We start from the raw sequence: 21,803 nt of genomic DNA on the forward strand, positions 1-21,803 counted from the left end.
TGCGCGGTACGCGTCGGCTACCTTTGTTTGTTAGCTTATACATGTTGAAAGCCAGATATTATACCTTTATCAGTTCTAATAAACTGTTGAATCATCGGCTGATAAGGTGCAAGTGGTACACTTTCTAAAGCGAGGTTAGAAAGCTTAGTAGAAATATTTTGGGCATATTTTAAACAATCGTATTCCCCATAATCATCTAAAGCAGCCTTTGCTATCAATTCTAGTGCATTAACATATTTAACAAAATCATCTCTCTTGCTACGTTGTTTATAAAGACCATCTGGATTGCTAGGAATTGGAAATCTTACTGATTGAGCTTGTTTGGAATCAGGTAGTAGAATAATCTCTTGAATACAATAGAGCCGATGGTTTGCAATGTTGATAGGTGCTGAGTGCATAACCAAATCTCGATAAGCACCTAACTCTTTCAACCAGCCACCATCATCCATACACTCTTTAAGATGCTTCTCAAAAGAGCTTAGCTCAGTATCATTCTTAAGTAATCTATATAATCCCCCAGCTGTTGTAACATTTTGACCTTCCCTTAGTGCCCCTCCCCTAGAAAAATAGTAAACAAACTCCGATAAGTAATCGCGCAAGATGCAAGCATCAAACAGGAATGAATGAAATTTCTGATATACAATGTCAGTGAAACCATCTTGAAAACGCTGGCCATGTTTGGGTTTTGACTTAATATTTAAAGCATTCAACTGGTCACGATACGACAGCGACAAATCTTTTAGCCTTAAGTTTAATGATGTAAGCTGGTAAGAAATTCTATTGGATAAGTCGTAGCACACCCCATCTTTGTGCTTATATGAAACATTACCGATCTGTGACCACAACTGTGTTGCATCCCAGTTTGACCAAATTTTCTGTTGAGCAGAGTAGGCTCTCCATTGAGTAGGTGACTCTCCTGTTGCCTCAGTTTCATGTGTGATAAATTCGATGCCGACAATTTCAATCCCGAGACTTTTAATCTCAGTATATATTTTCCCATAAGTCGGAATTTTTATTCCATAGCATTTACCACATAAAGTATTTGGCCAAAGTCTAACCATATTTGATTGGGGTTCATTGATCGCTAATAGACCTCCATGCAAGTGAACTTCACGTCCACAGATTGGCCAGTTTTCCATCACGACTCCTCCTTAAGCTAACGTCTTAGTATTTATGCGCTGCGCTGTTTATCTCATTAGACCAGTAAAAACGCACTTTATTAACTATCTGTATTGCAAAGAAATTATCAGCTTTCTATCAAATACGCCACCCTAAAAAACGCGCATGCGCGTTTTCCAAACCTATTAACTAATTTGGTAAAAATATATATCAATGATTTTAATAGAATTTGTTAATTTAAGGCAGGAAAAACACGCAAACGAATAAGCTTGGAAACACTCAAAACCCATTCGATTTTAATACGACTGTATGCCTATCCAGTTTTGAACAGTCAAATAATCAGATAAAACACTAAAAGCAGGGTTTATAGATGAGATTTTGTAGGGCAACTCATTCGTCAATTTGCAATTGAGTAAAAGTGTTCTAGCAAACTTTGGGGCAAAACAGTGACAATAAATTCAGGATTACTAAAGATTCCTTTACCTCGGCTTTGGAGGGTTAATAGCCATTCAACTAAGGCAGCTAAAGCTTTGCCCTAATCTTTGCTGCCAGCATCTGTCCCTGATATTTATCTATAATTTCCCTACAATTGAAGTCGAGCTTCAAGGGTAAATACACCGATTCCCTATCCAAAATCTCAATTAAGCGGCTTGGCGTTTTACTCCTTTTCAGCGTTGCATCGGCATACAGTTTCAAAAATTTTTTGAAACTAATACCTGTCTTGATCACATTGTTTTTTACGTAAACCCGCTTAAAATGCTGTACTAAATTTGTATTCCTCGATGATATGGAGCCGTTACATGAGTGATTTAAGTTTTCTCGCTAAAAAGCGTTACACCACTAAGGCGTTTGATCCCACTAAGACGATTCCTGCGGATAAAATAGCAGAAATCAAAACCTTATTGCAGTACAGTCCGTCATCGACTAACTCTCAGCCTTGGCACTTTGTGCTAGCCAGTACCGCCGAAGGCAAAGCTTTGGTGGCACAGGCGACCGAGAACTTCGCATTTAATACCCCAAAAATCCTCAATGCCTCCCATGTGGTCGTCCTTTGTACTCGTACTCAACTCGATGAAGCACACTTACTGCAAGTGCTGGAACAAGAAGCAAAGGATGGCCGCTTTGCCAATGAAGAAGCCAAGCAAGGCCAACATAATGGCCGCTCTTTCTTCGTCAATATGCATAAATATGAGCTGAAAGATGCCCAACATTGGATGGAGAAGCAGGTCTACTTAGCACTCGGTACCTTAATGCTTGGCGCGAGCGTGTTAGATATTGATGCCTGCCCGATTGAAGGTTTCGACGCCACAAAACTGAATCAAGTTTTAGGTCTGCGGGAAAAAGGCCTATGTGCTTCTGTGGTCGTCGCCCTCGGTTATCGCTCGGAAGAAGACTTTAATGCTAAGTTACCTAAGTCCCGTTTAGCACAAGAAGTGATCTTCACCGACATCTAAATCGGCCCATAAATAAAATGCCCTTGATTTAACAATGTTTAAATCGGGGCATTTTGTTTTTTGTAGAAAAATGCCGCGTCACTCGCTCCGAATCCCCCCTAAAACCAACAAAAAGATGGAGTGACTCGCGGAACGATTGCTCTAAAATCCATCTTTGCCTACACTTTTGCTCTATGGCATAGTCTATTTTCGTCACTGTTTTATGGGCGAATGTAGGGCTTTAAAACCCACGGCTAGCCGCAACAATTGATTCGATAAGATAACGTCTATTTTTTACCACTTAAGCTTTGCAAACAAATAGGATGGGACAGTCAGTATGTTATTTGCCAAACCCTCACTCACTGAGGAACCTCAATCGATTCGAGTTGCAAATACTAAGGGTGACAACCCTCTGATTTGGCCCCTTCTGTCGGTATTGCAAGCCTCAAATCACAGTTGGAAAATCCATCATCTTGCGACAGAGTTACAAAGCAAAGGGCTTATTCACCCCCTCGATGACAATCCGGGTAACGATCTTTTTAAGCGCAATTTCCTGCTGATGAATGCCCTGTTTGAATTACAAGAAATGCTGCTACCTAAACAATGGCTGCAAGTCAAAGCCATGGAGATCCAAATATTTCGTTTAGTCCCATCCAATGTTAACCAGTTGATTATGCAAGACTCTCACCTTCGTGATTATTACCTTGACTGGAATAATTACGATGTCAGTGAAAATGTCGTCCGCGAGTTATTGGAAGCCTTCTGGAGCAGCTATACGAGCTATATTGGCTTAAATGTCAATCTAATGCATAAGGGCCATGCCTTAAGGGTATTCGAGCTGGATGAAAGTGCTAGCGCGCGGGATATTCGTAAACAATGGCGCCGTTTAGCCTTAAAATGGCATCCCGATCGGCCAGATGGTAATGCCGCGCGTTTCCGAGAAGTCTGCGAGGCTTGGCAATCCTTAAGAGATATTGCTTAACACTCCCCCTAAGCATGCTCTATATAGGATATCGCTAGCGATGCTCGCCCTTGCACAGAGGCTTGCTCATGCTTCAACTGCGCTACCATCCGGTGCCGTTAGGTGCGAAATAACCCCATAAAGAAATGTGATCCCCTTTGCAGTCCTGTGAATCTCACGGAGAATACCTTCAAGGATCACAGATTTACTCCAATATTTCCTCGGCAATTCAGCGATAATTAAGCCTTTCAATTTACTCTGGAACCCTGTGTGAACACTGGCATTTTGGCAAGCGTCACTCCAAGAAGAAACATCCTCTGTTTGTCTAGCGCCTACTTTGCCGAGCCGTTAACAGATGATCTAAATTCAATCTAACCGACTTTGAGGAACATATGATCAAACCATTAGCCTTGGCTGTAGCCTTAATTGTCACACCATTAAGCGCGTTTGCCGCCAACTTTGTCGAAGGCACCCATTACACCCAAGTGTCCGATAAGGCCCCGAGCAGCGAGCCCAAACTCACTGAGTTTTACTCCTTTTACTGCCATAACTGCTTCAATATGGAGACAAATTATCTACCTGATATTAAAGCTAATTTAAATAAGCAGATTAGCTTTGATAGCAAGCATGTCGATTTTATGAATAGCGCAATCGGCACTGAGGTGATGCGCTCGCTCGCGGTCATTCAAAACGTTGAGAATAAAGGGGCAATTACCCATGCCATGTTCACCGCTATCCAAGGTGAAGCTGGCGCAAATGGCCATGATCACAGCGCACCAGGTCACCAACATGAGCCGCAAATCAACAGCCGCGACGATATTAAACAAGTCTTCGCCCAATTCGGCATAGATGCTGCCAAGTATGATGAACTTGCCGATAGCAAAGGCACAGATGAAAAACTCGCCCTGTGGCGTGCACAGCAGGAACAGTTTCGAGTTGAGAGCGTTCCCGCTTTTATTGTGAATGATAAATACGCTGTTAACTTAAGCAATATCAAAACTTTAGATGAATTAGTTGGCTTAGTGAATTATCTTGCCGTCGAAAAAGATGCCAAAGCCCCGGCAAGTTCAGGTGGCAGCTTAGGCTGGTTGTTCCTCATCTTTGCTGCTGTGATGGGTCTAGGTCGTCAACAGCGTCTTTAAATATTGATGCCATAAAAAAACCAGCAGCACTGCTGGTTTTTTATTATTAAGCTCAATTCACTCTGGGGTAAAACCCACAAAGCTAGCTTGCCTAGGGGAAATTACGCTCAGTGACAGCTTTTGCTGTAACGGTAATGCCCTGCTCGTCGGCGTGAATGAAAAATGGCGCGTCCACATCGTCCGCATTATTGCTCACATCGGGATCATCATTTTGTGCCAAACAAGTGTAGCCTAGGCTGTAATCCCCAGTCACAACGAAACCAAACTCGTAGCCATGCCCAACAACTTGCCCGTTCTCATCGTTAATGTCATTAACCCTTGCTGCGGCAATAGGAGCGATTTCAGTGGCAGTATCGGCCTCGGCACGAAAATCCTTCATCTGCTCTAACCCAGTATTCGCGGGGTATAAATAAACCGCAGGGGCAAATTCTGAACCACCAGCAGCCACTTCACATCCTTCCATTACAGTGGCACCGACAACACCTTTAATTGAGCCTACATCAGCTTGGTTATGCATTTGCACTGAGGTAGGTTTTAAAGTCCAATACGCCTTATTTCCATGGGGATCTTGCATTCCTTTATGTAAATCGAACTCTGCCACAAAGCTATTCACACCGGCTGCGATAGTGAATTTTTGATTAAAAAACAGTCTTCCCGTATCGCTATCTTCCGCCCCCACGCCACCACAGGAACCATTACTGTTGGTCACTAACCCGTGCATCACATCATCCATAGTCTGCACAAATGAACTATCTGCATTCGCCACTGTGCTATTTTTCATATAGAGGCACATTTGGTATTCACCAACGGGAATGGATTGGCCACTGACTAAGGTTTCGACTGCGCTGCCTTGAAACTCCAGCAAATCAACAAATTTGAGTTCACCATTGGGCATAACATTGAATGAATGGCTACCTGTCTCATTTTTTAAAACCACTTGCTTAAATGCAATAGTGACTGATTTGGCATCGGCGGGATTGTCGGAAACACCTAGACTAAAGGTTCCCATCTGGGGGACGGGATCATCAGAGTCTGAGCCGCCACAACCAAACAGTAGAGCAGTTAAAACAACAGCAAGAGCACTTTTTTGAATGTTCATAGGATACCTCCATTTAGGATTTCAAAAATAACTCTCAATGCTTCAATAGGTTTAGACTCATTCCTGCCAGTCAAAAGATACAGATCTTTAGTAGAACATCTTGAAGAGATACAGTAAGAGTCAAGCTTAGGGATGCATGTAGAATTAAGTCTAAGAGCAAATGTATATCTTGTCGATGAACATAGGCTGAACGCTTAACCACGCTCGGCGACAGGCAAGACATAAATGCTAGGCTACAAACCGACATAAAGGATCCCAATAGGGTGTCCCCGTTGTCAGCGGAACTCAATAACGGTGTAACAAGTGAAATAGTAAAAATACAGGATACGAGGATCTATTGACGAATAAAATCAATGATATGGGTTGCGGCCAGCACTATATGTATAATCAAAAAAATGATAAAAGCTTGGGCAAATATCTGGTGATAAGCACGCCATTCCATTGCCATAGCGGTATCTTGGTAGACAAACCACGCTCCACCCGTCAACCCAGTTGCGACGAGCAATAACATGCCGATCCCTTCCACTGTGCTGAATAACCCTTTGCCCCCCGCCACGGGAAGCTTACCTCGTGTTATCCCGACAATATCTTGCTTAAGCTGTGCCCAGTCACCCATCAGCCAGCCAAAATACAAGTGCCACTTACCCTGCAAGGTATTGCGAACCAGAAATAACATACCGAGGACGGCGCAAAAAAGCCCGAGGTAAACATGGAGGTAATCCCAAATACTGGCGTGACTTCTCAGGCTTCTGCCAATAAAAATCCATGGGCTAGTGCACACTAAGAAAGTACAGCAGCTCACAATCCAGACATGCAGATGTGCAAGCAAAATAGCCAATACTTTATTGAGCTTAGCGACCAGACGCGGCATTTAATCTCCTTATTCTGCTTGATGAATTTGCTCAGCAAACTCGGCCACTTCCTGCCAATCCGTGTATTCAACATTGGTCACAGGGTCCGTTGGGCCTTTAGTTAACCACATAATAAAGCGGATAATATTTCTATCTAGCGCGTTATAGCCTTGATAGTTTAAGTTACCACCAAACACCTGTAACAGCTGTGGCCGCCAAGTAGTTTTACTTAAAAAAGCCTGCATATAAGGGTTTGTTTCCGGCGTATTTTTCTCCGGTTTACGGGCAACTAAACTCACTGAGAAAAAGCCCCCCACTTTTTGCGTTAATAGTGACTGATGTTTCTGAATAAACTCATATAAACCAGAACAATGCTTACCATGGCGAATACTGGCACCTATGATAATTTTATCGAAGGACTCCATCGCAGGCACAGCTTTGATGTCCGCAATCACAACCGAATTGCCTAAATCTCTAAGCTGCTGCGCTAGCTGATTAGTAATTTTACGGGTCTGGCCGTGGACACTGGAGAAAATGATCAGAATTTTTTTCACTTTAGTCTCGATTTATCTCAACAACAATAAGAAAAAGCGGCCCGAAAGATAATAGGAGGAGGCGGCTTAGATTTATCTCGTAATAGGCAAGCTGCCCATTACTCTATTGCATACTAGGTGATTTACCCAGTCATTTACATGAAATAGATCACGGGCTTAGCGCCAACTCGCCAAGGGATATGCCGGAGTTATAGCTTGCTCACAAAAATAGATATTAAGGATGTCGAGACTCAAACTGTTACATATTCGGCATATATCAGTATGGCCTGTTATGGCTAATGAATGAAAAAAGCATTAGCATTTGAACACTTATCGCCTGAGTCCCCTAAGCCTATGCAAAACCCTCAAACCAAAGATCCTAAAGCACTCTTGCTTTGGATGACCTTCGTAATGTCATTAGTGTTCGCAGTCTGGCAGGCCCTACTCAATAACTTTGTGATTGAAAAAGCTCAATTTACTGGTGCTGAAATTGGCATGCTACAAAGCCTGAGGGAAATACCCGGCTTTCTCGCCTTTACCGCCATCTTTGTGCTGCTACTGATCCGCGAGCAGGCCTTCGCCCTGCTTTCTCTGGCGCTGCTATGTATTGGTGTGGCGGTGACAGGTTTCTTTCCTCAGGTCATAGGCCTGTATCTGACGACGGTGTTGATGTCTGTCGGGTTTCACTATTTTGAAACCATCAACCAATCGCTCACACTGCAGTGGGTCGATAAAAAAGATACCGCAGGCTTTATGGGAAAAGCGCTGGCGTGGCGCTCGGCGGCGGCCTTAGTGGGCTACGCGAGTATTTGGCTGGTAATGACCTGGTTGAAACTAGACTATCAACACATGTATCTGATTATTGGCGCATTAGGCCTCGTTATGGTGCTGACCATGGCTTGGTATTACCCCAAGTTTGAAACTACGGAAGTACAACATAAAAAAATCATTCTGCGTAAGCGCTATTGGCTCTATTACCTGCTGACCTTTTTCTCGGGGGCGAGACGGCAAATCTTTATGGTATTTGCGGGCTTTATGATGGTCGAAAAGTTTGGTTACAGCGTGAGTGAAATTACCGCGCTGTTCTTAATTAACTATGTCGTCAACCTACTGTTTGCACCTGCGATTGGGCGGTTTATTGGCCGGATTGGCGAGCGTAATGCGCTTACAGTGGAATATGTCGGACTCATCATAGTCTTCATCAGTTACGCCTTAGTCGAGCAACCCCATATGGCTGCAGCGCTGTATGTTATCGATCATTTGTTGTTTGCCATGGCGATTGCGATGAAAACCTATTTTCAAAAAATCGCCGATAGCAAAGATATTGCCGCCACTATGTCGGTCAGTTTCACCATTAATCATATCGCCGCGGTCATCATTCCAGTACTCCTAGGGCTGTTATGGTTAACTGACCCAGCCCTCGTCTTTTATATAGGTGCAGGTTTTGCCGTATGCTCGTTAATTCTTGCGCTTAATGTGCCGCGCCATCCTGAACCGGGTAAAGAGACCCTATGGTCTTGGCCTAGCAAAAATGCGAAAACCATCGCCAAAGCTGTCGAATAAAGCAGCAAAATAACTAGATAGGGAATAAGCTAAGCGAGAGGCTCAAATTAAAGACTTAGCTCAATGCTCAAACCAAATTAGAGGTTTAAGGATTATTAACGCGATGAAAGATTCAGATATTTTAATGTTGGCAGAAGAGGGCGAGTCAGCATCCGAGGTATCTGCTCGTAAAAAAGCCCTACTGCTCGGCCGTCAATTAGGCTTAGCCAGCGAACAAGATTATCGCCCTGCGAATGCTTCCATCGCCGAACGAGCCCAACATAGGGCACGCAAACTGTCGAGCCAATACCAGGCCAATGTGGAAACTATCTTTGCCCTTGCGTTGAGCTACACCCCATCGGATGTAACGGGTGTCGACCTCGATCCCGACTGGAGTCATCAATTCTTTCTGATGGCGGAGCAAATCCATAACCGCAGGATGCAAGACTTGTGGGCACGGATATTATCGAGCGAGATTGTTAATCCAGGGAATTTCAGCCTGCGCACCTTAGCACTACTCAAACAACTGACCCACAGGGAAGCACAAATCCTTGAAAAAGCGCTCGGCATGGCGGCCAAGGTGAATAATGAACAACGGCTAAAACTCATTAGCGGCTATCGCTTATCGGGTGGGATTGGCCAGTATTTCCGTAAAACAACTTCGGTCAATTTAGGCTTATCCCAGTTTGGCCTGCCCTATTCCAGCATTCTGACCTTAGTCGATGCGGGGATACTCCACAGCAGCGAGTTCGAAACCGGTTTACTCAACAATAAAACCCCCATTCAATTTGCCATGCCAGGCATACACATGAAGCTCACGCCTAAAAGCGGCAATCTGCTTTTTAGCTATTATCGCTTCACACCGATAGGCGATGAACTTGCCCAACTCGTGCAGCCTAAGGCGGATCAAGAATACCTCAAGGCCCTACAACTCCTGTTCGCTAAAGATTTTAAAATAGAATAATTATCATCTGCCGCGAGTAAGAATTGGCTTATTAATATCAGAAATAACAAAGGAGCCCTAAGGCTCCTCTTAACGACTAATTAGGCTAACGCTTTGGCCCTATCGGCATTGATCACATTGATTGCCGTTAGATAATCGATTAAGGCGCGCACTTGGATCACCAGATCACCTTTACTGGTATCTATGGTTAACTCTGCCGCTAATGGCGCCTCATAGGGTGATGAAATCCCGGTGAAATTGCTGATCTCGCCACTGCGTGCTTTAACGTACAACCCCTTAGGATCGCGTTGCTCACACACACTTAATGGCGTAGCCACATGCACTTCAATAAACTGCCCCGCCGGAAAGCGGGCACGAATGCTATCGCGCTCCTCACGGGTCGGGGAAATAAAGGCCGATAACACCACCAGCCCCGCATCCACCATCAACTTGGCCACTTCACCGACACGGCGCAGGTTCTCGTCACGGTCCTCAACGGTAAAACCTAAGTCTTTACACAGGCCATAGCGCACATTATCGCCATCGAGCAAATAAGTGTGGAATCCCGCCTCAAATAACGCCCGCTCTAATGCACCCGCCAGTGTCGACTTGCCCGCACCAGACAGTCCGGTAAACCAGAGTAATACTGGATTTTGGCCTTTCTGCTCGGCTCTGGCGGCTTGATCTACAGGATGTTGATGCCACACGATATTTGTCATAAAAACTCCTCAATCCCCATGCACTAAACGGCAAACACAAGGGCTATAAACTCAAGCTAATCACTAAAATGGAAAGATGATCGGCACCATAAATATCACTATCAGGGAATACAGCACAGATAACGGCAATCCTAGGCGGACGAAGTCACTGAAGCGATAATTACCCGCATTAAACACCATCAAATTAGTCTGATAGCCGTAGGGTGAAATAAAGCTCGCACTGGCGCCAAAGACCACGGCCATAATAAAGGGTCTGGCATCGACTCCGTAATTAAGCGCAATCGCATAGGCGATAGGAAAAGCCAGGGCCGCGGCGGCGTTGTTGGTGACCAATTCAGTCAACAACAAGGTCATCAAATACACGCCGACAAAGGCGCCAAACACCCCATAGCCATTGATAACCGAGAGCAATCCTTGGGCTAAACTGTCCGCAAGGCCGGTGCTCATCATCAAGTTGGCGAGCCCTAACGCACTGCCCACGATCACCACTAATTCCAAGGGAAAACGGCGTTTAAGCTCAAGTAAAGTAACGGCGCCGATGGCAAAATAACTCAGCAGCAAGAGCACTAAACCCTTAGCCAAGGGCAATACATCGGTGACACTCAAAACGATCGTGACCGCAAAGCCGAGCAATACCCAGCGGCCACGGCGGCTGTCTAAGCGCACATTCAAATCTAAGCCGCTGATCGCCGCAAATTCTGAACTCAATTTTACGCTATTGCTGAATCCATCGCCGGGCGTTAATAACAACACATCGCCGGGTTGCAGAATAATGTCACCGAGTCCGCCTTTCAGCGGATGATTGCCGCGACGGATCGCCATCACAGCCGCATCGAACTGCTCACGAAAACGCGACTCTTTCAACGAACTGCCGACTAAACTGGATGAGGGTGCGAGCACGGCTTCAACTAAGTTTTGCCCCTTGGCTTGGTGCTTACCAAACCAATCTAAACCGTCGAATTGATGCAATAATTCAACCGATTCCACCGCACCACTAAAACGCAGCACATCGTCCGCTTGCAGCACTAACTGGGGCGGCACAGGACAAATACAAATACCACTGCGTTCTAATTCAACCAGATATAACTTCTTCAACGCCCTGAGTTTGTTATCCACCACACTGCGACCCACTAAGGACGAGCCCTTTGCCACATGGGCTTCGAGCAAATATGGCAGTGTCTCTTCATCCGATTCTTCCCGCCTGTCGGGCAGAATATTCGCCAGTAGGATCAGCAACAAGATGCCAGCGACGACGATCACCACCGCGACCGGCGTGAACTCGAAGAAACCTAAGGCGGGTAGGCCGGCGTTTTCCACAAAGGAGTTCACAATCAGGTTGGTCGAGGTGCCAATCAGGGTCAATGTACCGCCTAAAATTGCCGCATAATTCAATGGTAATAACAACTTAGCGGGCGCATGTGCCTGATTGCGGCGCACCACACCGATAAGCGATGCCACCACAGCCGTGTTATTGGTAAAGGACGACAGCAAGGCGGTCGACAACCCAAGCTTTGTCATTGTCATAGACAAAGAACTATTGCCTATGACTTGACTCAACTTTCCCAGCAGGGAGGTTTTTTCTAACGCTGTCGCGGCCAATACCAAGAGGACAAGCGTGACTAAGCCAATATTAGTAAAGCTTGTTAATGCGGTATCGAGCGCAACCATGCCAAGCAAATAACAGAGCAAAAATGCAAATAAAAACAATACCGCAGGATTAATACGGCCGCTAATTAAACCAGCCACTAAGCCAAACAAAATTATCGCTAACAGCCACAAGTCACTCACAAATTAGGCTCCAAGCTTAGAGATATCTATCGCTTGCCAATGGGGGAAGTGTTTACGCACTAGGGCATTAAACTCGACTTCAAAGGCACTAAATTGCGATGCGGTTTGTTTGTTAACATGCTGGCCCGATACCACCATCACTGCGGCAACCGTCGCATTACTCAGGCGATCGATTAAGATCATCCCGCCCGTATCGCGCACTAGCGAATAGGCATCGAACACTATGTCTTCGGTCAGTTCTAAGGTCACGCGGGCAATGGCGTTTAGCCCAAGCGTATCCGTTGCGCTGCGCGCTAAGGTATTAACATCAACCACATAATCGATAGCAGTCACAGAGGCTTGGGTCTTCTTACCCGCGACTTTGATATCGTATAACTGACCGAGTTGTAATGGCTTTTCATCCATCCACACTATGTCGGCGCTGATCAGATTAGCGACGGCGGGTGCAGAATCCGGTCTTGCCAGTAAATCGCCACGGGAAATATCAATTTCATCTTCCAGCGTGATAGTCACAGCTTGGCCCGCAACAGCTTCCTCTAGATCACCATCGAAGGTGACAATACGGTCAACCTTACTGCGTTTGCCCGAGGGTAAGGCCACCAATTCGTCGCCGACCTTGATGATGCCAGAGGCTAAAGTGCCCGCAAAACCGCGGAAATCTAAATTAGGACGCGACACGTATTGCACCGGGAAACGCACGGGCAATGAACTAAGTTCACGTTGCGTATCAATGGTTTCTAACAGCTCAAGCAGAGTACCGCCTTGATACCAGTCGCTTTGGGTGCTGCGCTCAACCACGTTGTCACCATTAAGCGCCGATAAGGGCACAAAGTGGATATCGAGGTTACCGAAATCTTTCACGAAATCCGTAAAATCGGCACGAATTCGGTTGAATACTTGCTCGTCAAACCCCAGTAAATCCATCTTGTTGACGGCAACCACAAAGTGACGGATCCCCAGCAATGAGGCGATAAACGCATGGCGCTTAGTCTGAGTCTGCACGCCGTAGCGGGCATCGACTAAGATCACCGCTAAATCACAGGTCGATGCACCCGTTGCCATATTGCGAGTGTACTGCTCATGCCCTGGGGTATCGGCTATGATGAACTTACGCTTATCACTTGAAAAGTAACGGTAAGCCACATCGATAGTGATGCCCTGCTCACGCTCGGCTTGCAGGCCATCCACCAGCAAGGCTAAGTCAATGGCTTCACCTGTGGTGCCCATCTTAGCGCTGTCGCTTTTTAGGCTCGCCAATTGATCTTCATAGATCTGGGCGCTGTCGTGTAACAGCCGGCCGATTAAGGTACTTTTGCCATCGTCCACACTGCCACAGGTTAAAAAGCGCAGCAGACCTTTATGTTGCTGCTGGACTAGATATTCTTTCACCCCATGGAGGCTAATTTCTGCCGCCATACTATTGGTTTTGTTGACTGCTTTATCCATCGTTATCTCACTCTTGATCTGCTTGGCTGAAGGTCGCATTTTACTTGCGCCACCTTCGCGAAATAGGGTTAACCTTGCCGAGGTTAGAAGTAGCCTTGGCGCTTCTTCTGCTCCATCGATGCACTTTGATCTGAGTCGATCAATCGGCCCTGACGTTCACTTGAACGGGTTAACAGCATTTCTTCGATAATCTTCTCTAGGCTATCGGCCTCGGAATGCATGGCCGCCGTGAGTGGGTAACAACCTAAGGTCCTAAAACGTACCACTTCTTCTTTAATCTGCTCGCCTTCGGCTAATTGCATCCGCTCGTCATCGGCTAAGATCAACTGACCACCACGCTCAACTACTTGACGTTTAGCGGCAAAGTACAAAGGCACTAACTCAATGTTTTCTTGATAGATATACTGCCAAATATCTAATTCTGTCCAGTTGGATAAGGGGAACACGCGAATGCTTTCTCCCTTATTTACCGCGCCGTTATAGGTGCGCCACAATTCTGGACGTTGGTTTTTAGGATCCCATCTGTGGTGACGATCGCGGAAGGAATACACCCGCTCTTTCGCCCGGGATTTTTCTTCATCGCGGCGAGCACCACCAAAAGCCGCATCGAAACCGTATTGGTTAAGTGCTTGCTTTAAACCTTGGGTCTTCATGATATCAGTGTGTTTCGCACTGCCATGGTCGAAGGGATTAATCCCCTGGGCTAAACCTTCTGGGTTAATGTGCGTCAGTAACTCGAAGCCAAATTTCTTTGCCTGCGCATCTCGGAACGCGATCATCTCTTTGAATTTCCAACCCGTGTCGACATGCAGCAACGGAAATGGGATCTTGCCCGGATAAAAGGCTTTACGCGCTAAGTGCAACATAACGGAAGAATCTTTCCCGATGGAATACAACATCACAGGATTGTCGAATTCGGCTGCAACTTCACGAATGATCTGGATGCTCTCGGCTTCCAGTTGTTGTAAGTGGCTTAATTCACGCCCGGCCATACTATTCTCCGTTTACCTTAAATTCGCTGCATTGACACAGCATGATTACTTAATCTGATAGTTTGTTAATTTGTCGATACTTTTGCAGTCTGAGTCAGTTCATGCTGGCATTGTGCGTTGTCGATGGATTCTGGTGTGAACCAATTGAGCGTCTCAGAAAGCGCGACCACTTCACCTATGATCATCAAGGCTGGCATTTGTAATTCGGGATCGGCGGCAAGTTGTTCAAGCTCACCTAAACGGCCGATAAAACGACGCTGTTCATTCGTTGTGGCCTTTGAAATAATCGCCACGGGCGTTTGCGGGCTTCGACCCGCATCGACTAAACCTTGGCGAATAATGCCGACGTTCAGAATCCCCATATACACGACTAAGGTATTGTTGGGATTAGCATAACCTTGCCAGTCCATAGGCCGGCTTTCTAACTGACAATGGCCAGTGATAAAAGTGACACCTTGGGCATGATCTCTATGGGTTAGGGGAATGCCCGCATAGGCCGATGTGCCACTGGCGGCGGTGATGCCGGGAACGACTTCAAACTCAACCCCCGCTTCGACTAAGGTTTGCAACTCTTCACCACCGCGACCGAAAATGAAAGGATCGCCACCCTTAAGACGCACCACATTCTTACGGGTGTAGGCTTTAGTGACGAGTAGCTGATTAATATCATCTTGGGCGGCACTGTGTTTGCCGGCACGCTTACCGACAGCAATCTTTTCAGCCTCTTTAGGGATGAGAGCGAGGATATCTTGACTGACTAAGGCATCGTATAATACGGCATCGGCGGCCTTAAGAACGCGCCACGCCTTTAACGTTAACAGCTCAACATCTCCAGGGCCTGCGCCAACCAGCCAGACTTTGCCTTTGGCCATTTGGCCAGGTAAAGATAAAACTTCCATCACATTCCCCAAGATCACGTTAGTCTGGTAGAAATATAGCGCCTCTTATATTCCATAATAAATAGATAATTATTAGTTTTTATACCTTTTAGATATAACAATGTACTTAGTGACAAAAATGAGCACAAAAAAGTGTTAAACAGATGCAATAAATCGATGACAAAATATTATAACAGACTAAATTTATTAGACTTTTAAATAATAATGCTTATATTTTGGCTCGTTAGGGACATACAAGGACTGCTATTCTGGCACTATGTTATTGCCAAAAATTCTACTCGAAAGCCAAATTATTTGAGCTAAATCTACATTTAAGCAAGTGAAATGCAACCATAGGTTCCAGCATTTTCGTAACAGTGAATACATTAACTAGTGTTAAGCTGGAAAATTCATTGTAGAAAGCATAAGACTGACAGACACATCAAGGAGAGCGGATGTTCCCATTTTATAAAGCGATCGCGTTAGTAGGGCTATTCACTTGTGCAGGGCTGCATGCCGAAGAGTCCCTAGTGAAAGACAGAGTAAAGGATGAACTGGCCACATCAGAACTTCCCTTTGTTATTACACCGCATAAAGTCAATTACCTATTGCCTGTCACCTACAGTCCCGACCCTAATATGGAGCCCTTCACCGAAGATGCGGCCGAAAACCATTACACTTTGGATAATGTTGAAGCTAAGTTTCAGATAAGTTTCAAATTTCCTATTTGGTACAATGTATTTGGTGACAATGGTCATCTGTTTTTTGCCTATACCAACCAATCCTATTGGCAAGTGTATAACAAGGATATCTCATCCCCCTTCCGTGAAACTAACCACGAACCCGAAGTCTTTATGCTGTTTAATAACGATTGGAAAATCGGTAGCATCACTAACTCTTTCTGGGGCTTTGGTGCCGTCCATCAATCCAATGGCAAGTCGGGTAGCCTTTCCCGGAGTTGGAACCGACTCTATGGCACTATGATTTTCGATGCGGGCCCGCTCGCCTTCTCCACTAAAATATGGTGGCGAATTCCAGAAGATGAAAAAACCGATCCCAATCAAGCCCAAGGTGACGACAATCCTGATATCGAAGAGTACATAGGCAGGGCTGAATTTGTCGGTGTCTATGGCATAGATGAACATAGATTGACCCTCACCCTCAAAACCAATCTACAGGATATCGACAGAGGCTCGGCAGAATTGACTTGGAGTTATCCGATTGCAGGTAACCTACGCTTTTATACTCAATATTTTAATGGATATGGCGAGAGCCTGATCGACTACAACTACCATAACCAACGCATTGGGATCGGAGTGTCACTCAATGATATTCTTTAAGATAAAAGTGTATGAAAATCAGCCATAATTCTATGCTAGCTCAACCAGCACCATGGAGGAATATGCGTTTTAGCTACCGCAGCATAGTCACATTGCTCACTGCCATTATCCTCGCGAGTTTAATTAAGCTCGCGTTTTTTGCTCTGCCTGATGAAGAACCTAGTCCTGAATTAAGTGCACAGGATATACGTCAGGATCTCTATGTATTACTCGCCAAAATCGAGCAACACTCGGCATTTTATGCCTTGAATCCACTTAAAAACACCGAGCAACTAACCCATATGGCAACGCTCATTGCCGAGCAATACCAAGATCTCACGCCCAATGACAGATTCGCCGCAGAGGTGACTAAGTTACTCAATACCATGAAAGATCCTGGCTCCCAAGTCAGCAAGTTTGAAGATAAGAGTGGTGACTTGCCCCTCACTCTCAGGCCGATAAACGAGCAATGGCTCGCATTAGATACTAAAAATAGCCCTATTAATCCTGATTTTCCCTTCGTTACCCATATCGACGGTTTGCCTATGAGTAAATGGGTCACGGCGAGTCAAGCCTACCTCCCAGAACCGGCAAAAGAGAGCCAAGAGATGCAATTGCCTTGGCTTAAAAAACTCAATCTATTGCGGGAAGATTTAGGACTCAGCCTCAAGCCCTATGTGCAGATAACCTTAATTAACGACGAGCTGCAAACCCAGCAGGTGACGATAGCCTTAGCCCCAAAGTCTCAACGTAATCACCAAGCAATGACGACCAATACAAAGGACTTAACACTCAGTGTTAACGGGCGATTAACTCAACTCGCCCAATTAGAACCTGAAATATCGCCAACAGCAGCTTACCCATTAGAAACCATCAACAACACCACAGTGAGACTAAGGATCGACGATATCTATGCCTTCGAGCAGGATAAGACACAACAACAAGCGCTTATTCAAGGCATGAAGCAACCGTTACTGATTGTCGATCTGCGGGAAGCCCATGGTTTTAGCCCTAAATTGCTCAGTATGCTATCCCGCTATCAGGATGTTTCATTAGATAGTCGACCGCTTCGCCAAATAATGGGATTTGCCCATTACCGCCGCTCTCCAGAATTGAGAAACGATTACCTACAACCCCTCAATTTTAAGCCCTTAGCTGCGCTCGACTTCAGCTCACCAAAGCTGAAAATGCTGACTCAGCACCTACCGGATATAGATGCGAACAAATTTAGCCCTTGGTATGTCCGCACTAAACCCGAAGTGCTTCCCGAGGGGAATAATCGCCTCGCACTACTCGTAAGCCCACGGTGCCGGCAGGAATGTGAATGGATAGCTTACCGGACTAAAGCCTGGTCGAGGGTGAATTTGATCGGGGAGAAAACCTCGGGAGATTTTGCAAGGCAATACCATTTTATTTTACCAAATAGTGGCTTAGAGATACGTTTTAGCAGCTCACTCACCTACGATACCCAGGGACAACTGCTATCGGGAAATGGTACTGAACCCGACATTTGGTTACCTCAAAATAGTGATATCGAATGGCAGGGCTTAGTGAGTCTGGTTAAATCAGCGCCCCCTAAGTCGGCCAGTCCTTTTAAGTCGCAGCTTAAACTTGCTCAAATGCATTAATCATAAAAAAGCCCGCAATTGCGGGCTTTTTTATCACAGATAAAGGCTTACTTGTTATCGCCAGCCTTAGCATTCATCACAGAGCCGAAGACTAATCCTTGCTTATTGACATCGAAACTCATTTGAACGCGCATGTTGTAATCCTTCAACATTTGCAATTCCTCGGGGATGGGTTCGCCACTCATTTCTAACAGTGTCAGCACTGGGGTAAACATTTTGCCGTAATCCGCCGACATGCTATAGAGGCCATTTGCCGCTATCTTTTCAGCCGCTAACTTATTGGCCAAGGCTAGCCCTTTATCACCACTGTAAACCACTAAGTGTTGGCCTTTAATCGCCAACATTGGCTTGATACCTAACTCGGGTGGCAACATAAATACGGGTGATAAATCCGTTGCATCGCCATTTTCGGCCAACTGTACTTCGGCAAGCATAGGTGCGAAGGGTTTCACCATATTAAATAACATCGATGGATTATCGGCACTCAGGCTAACTAAGGCATCTAAGCTTTCAAGCTTTGGCTCTTGATCCTGTGAACTCATCTTATAATCGAGTAATGAGACACTCATGCCCTTCACGCCATTTGCCATGCCCGTAAACATGCCAAGCATGGCAGGACTCTGTTGGCTCAACTCAGCTTGCCATTCTGCCAGTGGCGCGCAGGTCAATTGCGGTTTTTGCAGATCGTCCCAAATCGACGTGAGTGAAGGAGTCACTTCATTAACATCGAGGCCTAACCCCATAGAGAAGATAGTGCTATCGATATTGGCTAAGTGAGCCGGAATGAAACCACGCATCTTTTGCAATGCCGCGAGGATTGGCTGGTTCTTAGTTTCAACCACAAAAGAAGCCGCCATATGGCTCTCTTTTTCCGTCGCAGAGAAGGCGGTTAATCCGGCCACTGTACGTGGCCAGTTTGCGGCAATGGCAGTCAACTCGCTACGACATTCAGGTGTTCTAATCTCGGCTAATGGATCTTCACCATTATTCCCATCGGCAAAGAACTTGGTCAGTTGCTTCGACAACATATTGCTATCTGGGGAAGTTAAGGCCTTAATAATTTCAACATGGTTGATAAAGCTGATGCTATCTTCCATAAAACCATGGGTCTTGATGATCTCTTGCAGTATGCCGGAAGAGGCGAGTGATTGCGGCGCTTTCTTCAAACCGAGCGCCATTTCTAACAATTCAGGCTCAGTCACCGAAGTGCTGAAAGTCACAGTTAAAATACCGTCCTTGTGGGAGAATAAAAGATCTGCTTTTTCAGTAGAATCCGCATCGGATAAAGCGTAAGCACGATAATCTACACCGCCAACTTGACGCATTTCATGGGTGACACCACCATCCTTTTCGGCTTTATCAAGCACGGCCCAAAAAGCGGCAACTTGATTCATCTCGATTTTTAAAACTGGCAAAGCACCGAGTGTATAGAAATATGATTTAACTTCATCGGCTAAACCGAAGGTTTTTAGTAATACGGCAGGCTCTTTAATACCTTCCATATATTGCTGATAGATACTCACAAAGAACTTACCCATAGGACTATCGAGCTCGCTCAATTCAGCGAGGGCATCCGTTGGGTATTGCTGGTAATTACCAGAAATCGACTGTAGATACGCTTTTAACGGAAATGGCTTCAACTGACCAGAAAACACGGGGGTATCGGCAGGCACATAATCTAGTAAAGGATTGGCTGAGGCACTCGAGCTTGTTCCATGCTGTGTGTACCAATACGCGCCCGCACCCGCTGCAATTATCGCCGCAGCAATGACCATCTTTTTCATCTAAAAAACTCCATTTTATGACAATTCAATTTTATAAAAACAATACCTAACGTATTCGTCCTAGGTATTTAAATATTTATCCGCACTTATACCTCTTACGCAGATAATGCAAAATCAGAAAACTAAGGTGTAAAATTTGCCCGACAATTTAACATTAAACCGACACAGAAGCGAACTGGATAGGGACTCAAACCATTAATGCCTATTAGTACCAACCTTTACTCAACATATTCCTCATCTTATTTCAACCCGGTAATAAAAGTTCCCTAAGTCGCCGACGAGTAAGCAAGGCATTCAATGAATAAACTCACTTTACTCAACCGAGTCCTATTCCGCCCCATGGACTCGTTTAAGGGTAATATCACCTAGCTGGCGCATTTGCTTGCGGATCCAAGCGGAGCGCTGCTGCACATAGGGCGACGGTGGTGACATCTTATAACGCCAAGGGTTGGGTAAGATGGCGGCGAGTAAAGAAGCTTCATATCGGGTCAGCTTGGTCGCAGGCTTTCCAAAATAATACTTAGATGCGGCTTCGGCGCCGTAAACTCCAGGGCCAAATTCGACAATATTTAAATACACCTCAAGGATGCGGGACTTATCCCAAATCAGCTCCATTAACAGCGTAAACCAAGCCTCTATGCCCTTACGTAAAAAACTGCGACTCGACCACATAAACAGATTCTTTGCCGCCTGTTGACTCAAAGTGCTGGCGCCGCGCACTTTACTTCCTTTTTGGTTGTATTCGAGTGCAGAGCTTATTGCGGCAAGATCAAAACCACTATGGTTAGCAAACTTCTGATCCTCGGCGGCAATCACGGCTAATTGTAACTCGGGGGAGATTTGCTCAAGCCCACGCCACTGATGTCGCACTTCGGTAATTGGCGCGGGTGGAAATAAGGCTCGTTCGATGCGCCAGGTCCATATTGGAGGATCGACAAAACGAAATAACACCACGATCAGAATTGAGCTTAACCATAAGCCGAATATGATTTTGCCTATCCAAGCAAACAATCGCTTAAGGCCTCGCTTTCCCGATTTAGGCACAGGTGGATTGACCTTGCCAGTAGGGGGACGTTTGACATGATCGGGCATCGCATACAGAGGTGCGCTCATTCATATATTCCCATTGGAATGAATTCATTATTTTTCTTATTAATCATATGCATTGTGATAGTTATCAAACCATTTATAGCTAGGTATGCGGTCAGTATTTTGTCATAAATTAAGCCATAAACCGAGCAAAAACGGCAATAGGAACAAAAGATTAAATAAGGGATAGTGCAAACATGATTGAAGCTGGCTTAACTCAACCTCGGCAGCTTTGACGACAGCCGACCGAGGCGAAGATGACTGATTAACGAGGGCTAGCAAGTCAATCAAACTGCTTGATACTCGCAGGTGCGAGCGAGGTCCTTTGGAACATTCACTGCGTGTAGTCTCGTTATATCGTTACACAGCAAACTAAGCCCATAAATAACAATATTCAACAACTTAACACTGCAAAATACCGATTAAATCGAATTTGCGCAGTAAAATCCCTCAAGACTATCTACGGGAACTTCGAAATATAGCTCAAATAGGATTAATGTGCATAACTCTGTGAGTAAAAATGTACAGTATTTTTCT

The 21,803-nt window shown here is 45.4% G+C and carries 18 protein-coding genes; 7 read left to right on the plus strand and 11 right to left on the minus strand.

All coding sequences use genetic code 11. From position 1 onward, the window contains the following. Window positions 1-35 precede the first annotated feature (35 nt). Window positions 36-1,139 (minus strand): hypothetical protein, encoded by a 1,104-nt coding sequence (locus tag COW15_RS04985; RefSeq protein ID WP_293630578.1) that lies wholly within the window; start codon window positions 1,137-1,139, stop codon window positions 36-38. Between the two features lie 780 nt (window positions 1,140-1,919). Between COW15_RS04985 and nfsB the strand changes: the two genes are divergently transcribed. The 3 genes from nfsB (at window position 1,920) to COW15_RS05000 (ending at window position 4,655) form a co-directional block, all read left to right on the plus strand. Then, window positions 1,920-2,573, plus strand: coding sequence for an oxygen-insensitive NAD(P)H nitroreductase (gene nfsB, locus COW15_RS04990; protein ID WP_293630579.1), 654 nt, complete (start codon window positions 1,920-1,922; stop codon window positions 2,571-2,573). Between the two features lie 316 nt (window positions 2,574-2,889). Continuing rightward, window positions 2,890-3,534 carry a DNA-J related domain-containing protein gene (locus COW15_RS04995; RefSeq protein WP_293630580.1) on the plus strand — a complete coding sequence of 215 codons (645 nt, stop codon included), beginning with the start codon at window positions 2,890-2,892 and terminating at the stop codon, window positions 3,532-3,534. A 371-nt stretch (window positions 3,535-3,905) separates the two neighbouring features. Next, on the plus strand, window positions 3,906-4,655 hold the full coding sequence (locus COW15_RS05000) for a DsbA family protein (RefSeq protein WP_293630581.1): 750 nt from the start codon (window positions 3,906-3,908) through the stop codon (window positions 4,653-4,655). 91 nt (window positions 4,656-4,746) lie between these two features. Here COW15_RS05000 and COW15_RS05005 read toward each other — a convergent pair whose 3' ends face one another. The 3 genes from COW15_RS05005 to hemG form a co-directional block, all read right to left on the minus strand. Further along, entirely contained in the window at window positions 4,747-5,754 is a 1,008-nt protein-coding gene (locus COW15_RS05005; protein WP_293630582.1) for a DUF4382 domain-containing protein, read from the minus strand. Window positions 5,755-6,088: 334 nt separating this feature from the next. Further along, window positions 6,089-6,616, minus strand: coding sequence for a cytochrome b/b6 domain-containing protein (locus tag COW15_RS05010; RefSeq protein ID WP_293630884.1), 528 nt, complete (start codon window positions 6,614-6,616; stop codon window positions 6,089-6,091). Window positions 6,617-6,634: 18 nt separating this feature from the next. After that, a complete protein-coding gene (hemG, locus tag COW15_RS05015; protein ID WP_293630583.1) occupies window positions 6,635-7,159 on the minus strand; it encodes a menaquinone-dependent protoporphyrinogen IX dehydrogenase in 525 nt (174 codons plus the stop codon). 333 nt (window positions 7,160-7,492) lie between these two features. Between hemG and COW15_RS05020 the strand changes: the two genes are divergently transcribed. Together COW15_RS05020 and COW15_RS05025 are read left to right on the plus strand one after the other, a co-directional pair. Beyond that, window positions 7,493-8,701 carry an MFS transporter gene (locus COW15_RS05020; RefSeq protein WP_293630885.1) on the plus strand — a complete coding sequence of 403 codons (1,209 nt, stop codon included), beginning with the start codon at window positions 7,493-7,495 and terminating at the stop codon, window positions 8,699-8,701. Window positions 8,702-8,804: 103 nt separating this feature from the next. Next, a complete protein-coding gene (locus COW15_RS05025; protein ID WP_293630584.1) occupies window positions 8,805-9,644 on the plus strand; it encodes a TIGR03899 family protein in 840 nt (279 codons plus the stop codon). A gap of 80 nt (window positions 9,645-9,724) precedes the next feature. Here the strand turns inward: COW15_RS05025 and cysC are convergent, their stop codons facing one another. The 5 genes from cysC to cobA all read right to left on the minus strand — a co-directional run bounded on the left by cysC (window position 9,725) and on the right by cobA (window position 15,467). Beyond that, a complete protein-coding gene (gene cysC / locus COW15_RS05030) occupies window positions 9,725-10,342 on the minus strand; it encodes an adenylyl-sulfate kinase (protein WP_293630585.1) in 618 nt (205 codons plus the stop codon). Window positions 10,343-10,405: 63 nt separating this feature from the next. After that, complete coding sequence (locus COW15_RS05035) at window positions 10,406-12,130, minus strand: SLC13 family permease (RefSeq protein ID WP_293630586.1); 1,725 nt, start codon at window positions 12,128-12,130, stop codon at window positions 10,406-10,408. A gap of 3 nt (window positions 12,131-12,133) precedes the next feature. Beyond that, window positions 12,134-13,576, minus strand: coding sequence for a sulfate adenylyltransferase subunit CysN (gene cysN / locus COW15_RS05040; protein WP_293630587.1), 1,443 nt, complete (start codon window positions 13,574-13,576; stop codon window positions 12,134-12,136). An 83-nt stretch (window positions 13,577-13,659) separates the two neighbouring features. Then, window positions 13,660-14,568: a sulfate adenylyltransferase subunit CysD gene (cysD, locus tag COW15_RS05045; protein ID WP_293630588.1), complete on the minus strand. Its 909-nt coding sequence runs from the start codon at window positions 14,566-14,568 to the stop codon at window positions 13,660-13,662. Between the two features lie 65 nt (window positions 14,569-14,633). After that, window positions 14,634-15,467 carry a uroporphyrinogen-III C-methyltransferase gene (cobA, locus tag COW15_RS05050; protein ID WP_293630590.1) on the minus strand — a complete coding sequence of 278 codons (834 nt, stop codon included), beginning with the start codon at window positions 15,465-15,467 and terminating at the stop codon, window positions 14,634-14,636. Between the two features lie 434 nt (window positions 15,468-15,901). Between cobA and COW15_RS05055 the strand changes: the two genes are divergently transcribed. Together COW15_RS05055 and COW15_RS05060 are read left to right on the plus strand one after the other, a co-directional pair. After that, entirely contained in the window at window positions 15,902-16,786 is an 885-nt protein-coding gene (locus COW15_RS05055; RefSeq protein WP_293630591.1) for a phospholipase A, read from the plus strand. Between the two features lie 62 nt (window positions 16,787-16,848). Beyond that, window positions 16,849-18,393, plus strand: a complete 1,545-nt coding sequence (locus tag COW15_RS05060) for a S41 family peptidase (RefSeq protein WP_293630592.1) — start codon at window positions 16,849-16,851, stop codon at window positions 18,391-18,393. Window positions 18,394-18,440: 47 nt separating this feature from the next. Here COW15_RS05060 and COW15_RS05065 read toward each other — a convergent pair whose 3' ends face one another. Both COW15_RS05065 and mtgA read right to left on the minus strand, forming a co-directional pair. Continuing rightward, on the minus strand, window positions 18,441-20,177 hold the full coding sequence (locus COW15_RS05065) for a hypothetical protein (RefSeq protein ID WP_293630593.1): 1,737 nt from the start codon (window positions 20,175-20,177) through the stop codon (window positions 18,441-18,443). A 327-nt stretch (window positions 20,178-20,504) separates the two neighbouring features. Then, window positions 20,505-21,290 carry a monofunctional biosynthetic peptidoglycan transglycosylase gene (gene mtgA / locus COW15_RS05070; protein WP_293630595.1) on the minus strand — a complete coding sequence of 262 codons (786 nt, stop codon included), beginning with the start codon at window positions 21,288-21,290 and terminating at the stop codon, window positions 20,505-20,507. Between the last annotated feature and the right edge of the window lie 513 nt (window positions 21,291-21,803).

Source organism: Shewanella sp. CG12_big_fil_rev_8_21_14_0_65_47_15, from assembly GCF_002783505.1.
Lineage (GTDB): Bacteria > Pseudomonadota > Gammaproteobacteria > Enterobacterales > Shewanellaceae > Shewanella.

Bases quoted from the DNA above. Each gene is read 5' to 3' on its own strand.
- COW15_RS04985 (WP_293630578.1), bottom strand. From the start codon at position 1,139: ATGGAAAACTGGCCAATCTGTGGACGTGAAGTTCACTTGCATGGAGGT.
- nfsB (WP_293630579.1), top strand. From the start codon at position 1,920: ATGAGTGATTTAAGTTTTCTCGCTAAAAAGCGTTACACCACTAAGGCG.
- COW15_RS04995 (WP_293630580.1), top strand. From the start codon at position 2,890: ATGTTATTTGCCAAACCCTCACTCACTGAGGAACCTCAATCGATTCGA.
- COW15_RS05000 (WP_293630581.1), top strand. From the start codon at position 3,906: ATGATCAAACCATTAGCCTTGGCTGTAGCCTTAATTGTCACACCATTA.
- COW15_RS05005 (WP_293630582.1), bottom strand. From the start codon at position 5,754: ATGAACATTCAAAAAAGTGCTCTTGCTGTTGTTTTAACTGCTCTACTG.
- COW15_RS05020 (WP_293630885.1), top strand. From the start codon at position 7,493: ATGCAAAACCCTCAAACCAAAGATCCTAAAGCACTCTTGCTTTGGATG.
- COW15_RS05025 (WP_293630584.1), top strand. From the start codon at position 8,805: ATGAAAGATTCAGATATTTTAATGTTGGCAGAAGAGGGCGAGTCAGCA.
- cysC (WP_293630585.1), bottom strand. From the start codon at position 10,342: ATGACAAATATCGTGTGGCATCAACATCCTGTAGATCAAGCCGCCAGA.
- cysN (WP_293630587.1), bottom strand. From the start codon at position 13,576: ATGGATAAAGCAGTCAACAAAACCAATAGTATGGCGGCAGAAATTAGC.
- cysD (WP_293630588.1), bottom strand. From the start codon at position 14,568: ATGGCCGGGCGTGAATTAAGCCACTTACAACAACTGGAAGCCGAGAGC.
- cobA (WP_293630590.1), bottom strand. From the start codon at position 15,467: ATGGAAGTTTTATCTTTACCTGGCCAAATGGCCAAAGGCAAAGTCTGG.
- COW15_RS05055 (WP_293630591.1), top strand. From the start codon at position 15,902: ATGTTCCCATTTTATAAAGCGATCGCGTTAGTAGGGCTATTCACTTGT.
- COW15_RS05060 (WP_293630592.1), top strand. From the start codon at position 16,849: ATGCGTTTTAGCTACCGCAGCATAGTCACATTGCTCACTGCCATTATC.
- COW15_RS05065 (WP_293630593.1), bottom strand. From the start codon at position 20,177: ATGAAAAAGATGGTCATTGCTGCGGCGATAATTGCAGCGGGTGCGGGC.
- mtgA (WP_293630595.1), bottom strand. From the start codon at position 21,290: ATGAGCGCACCTCTGTATGCGATGCCCGATCATGTCAAACGTCCCCCT.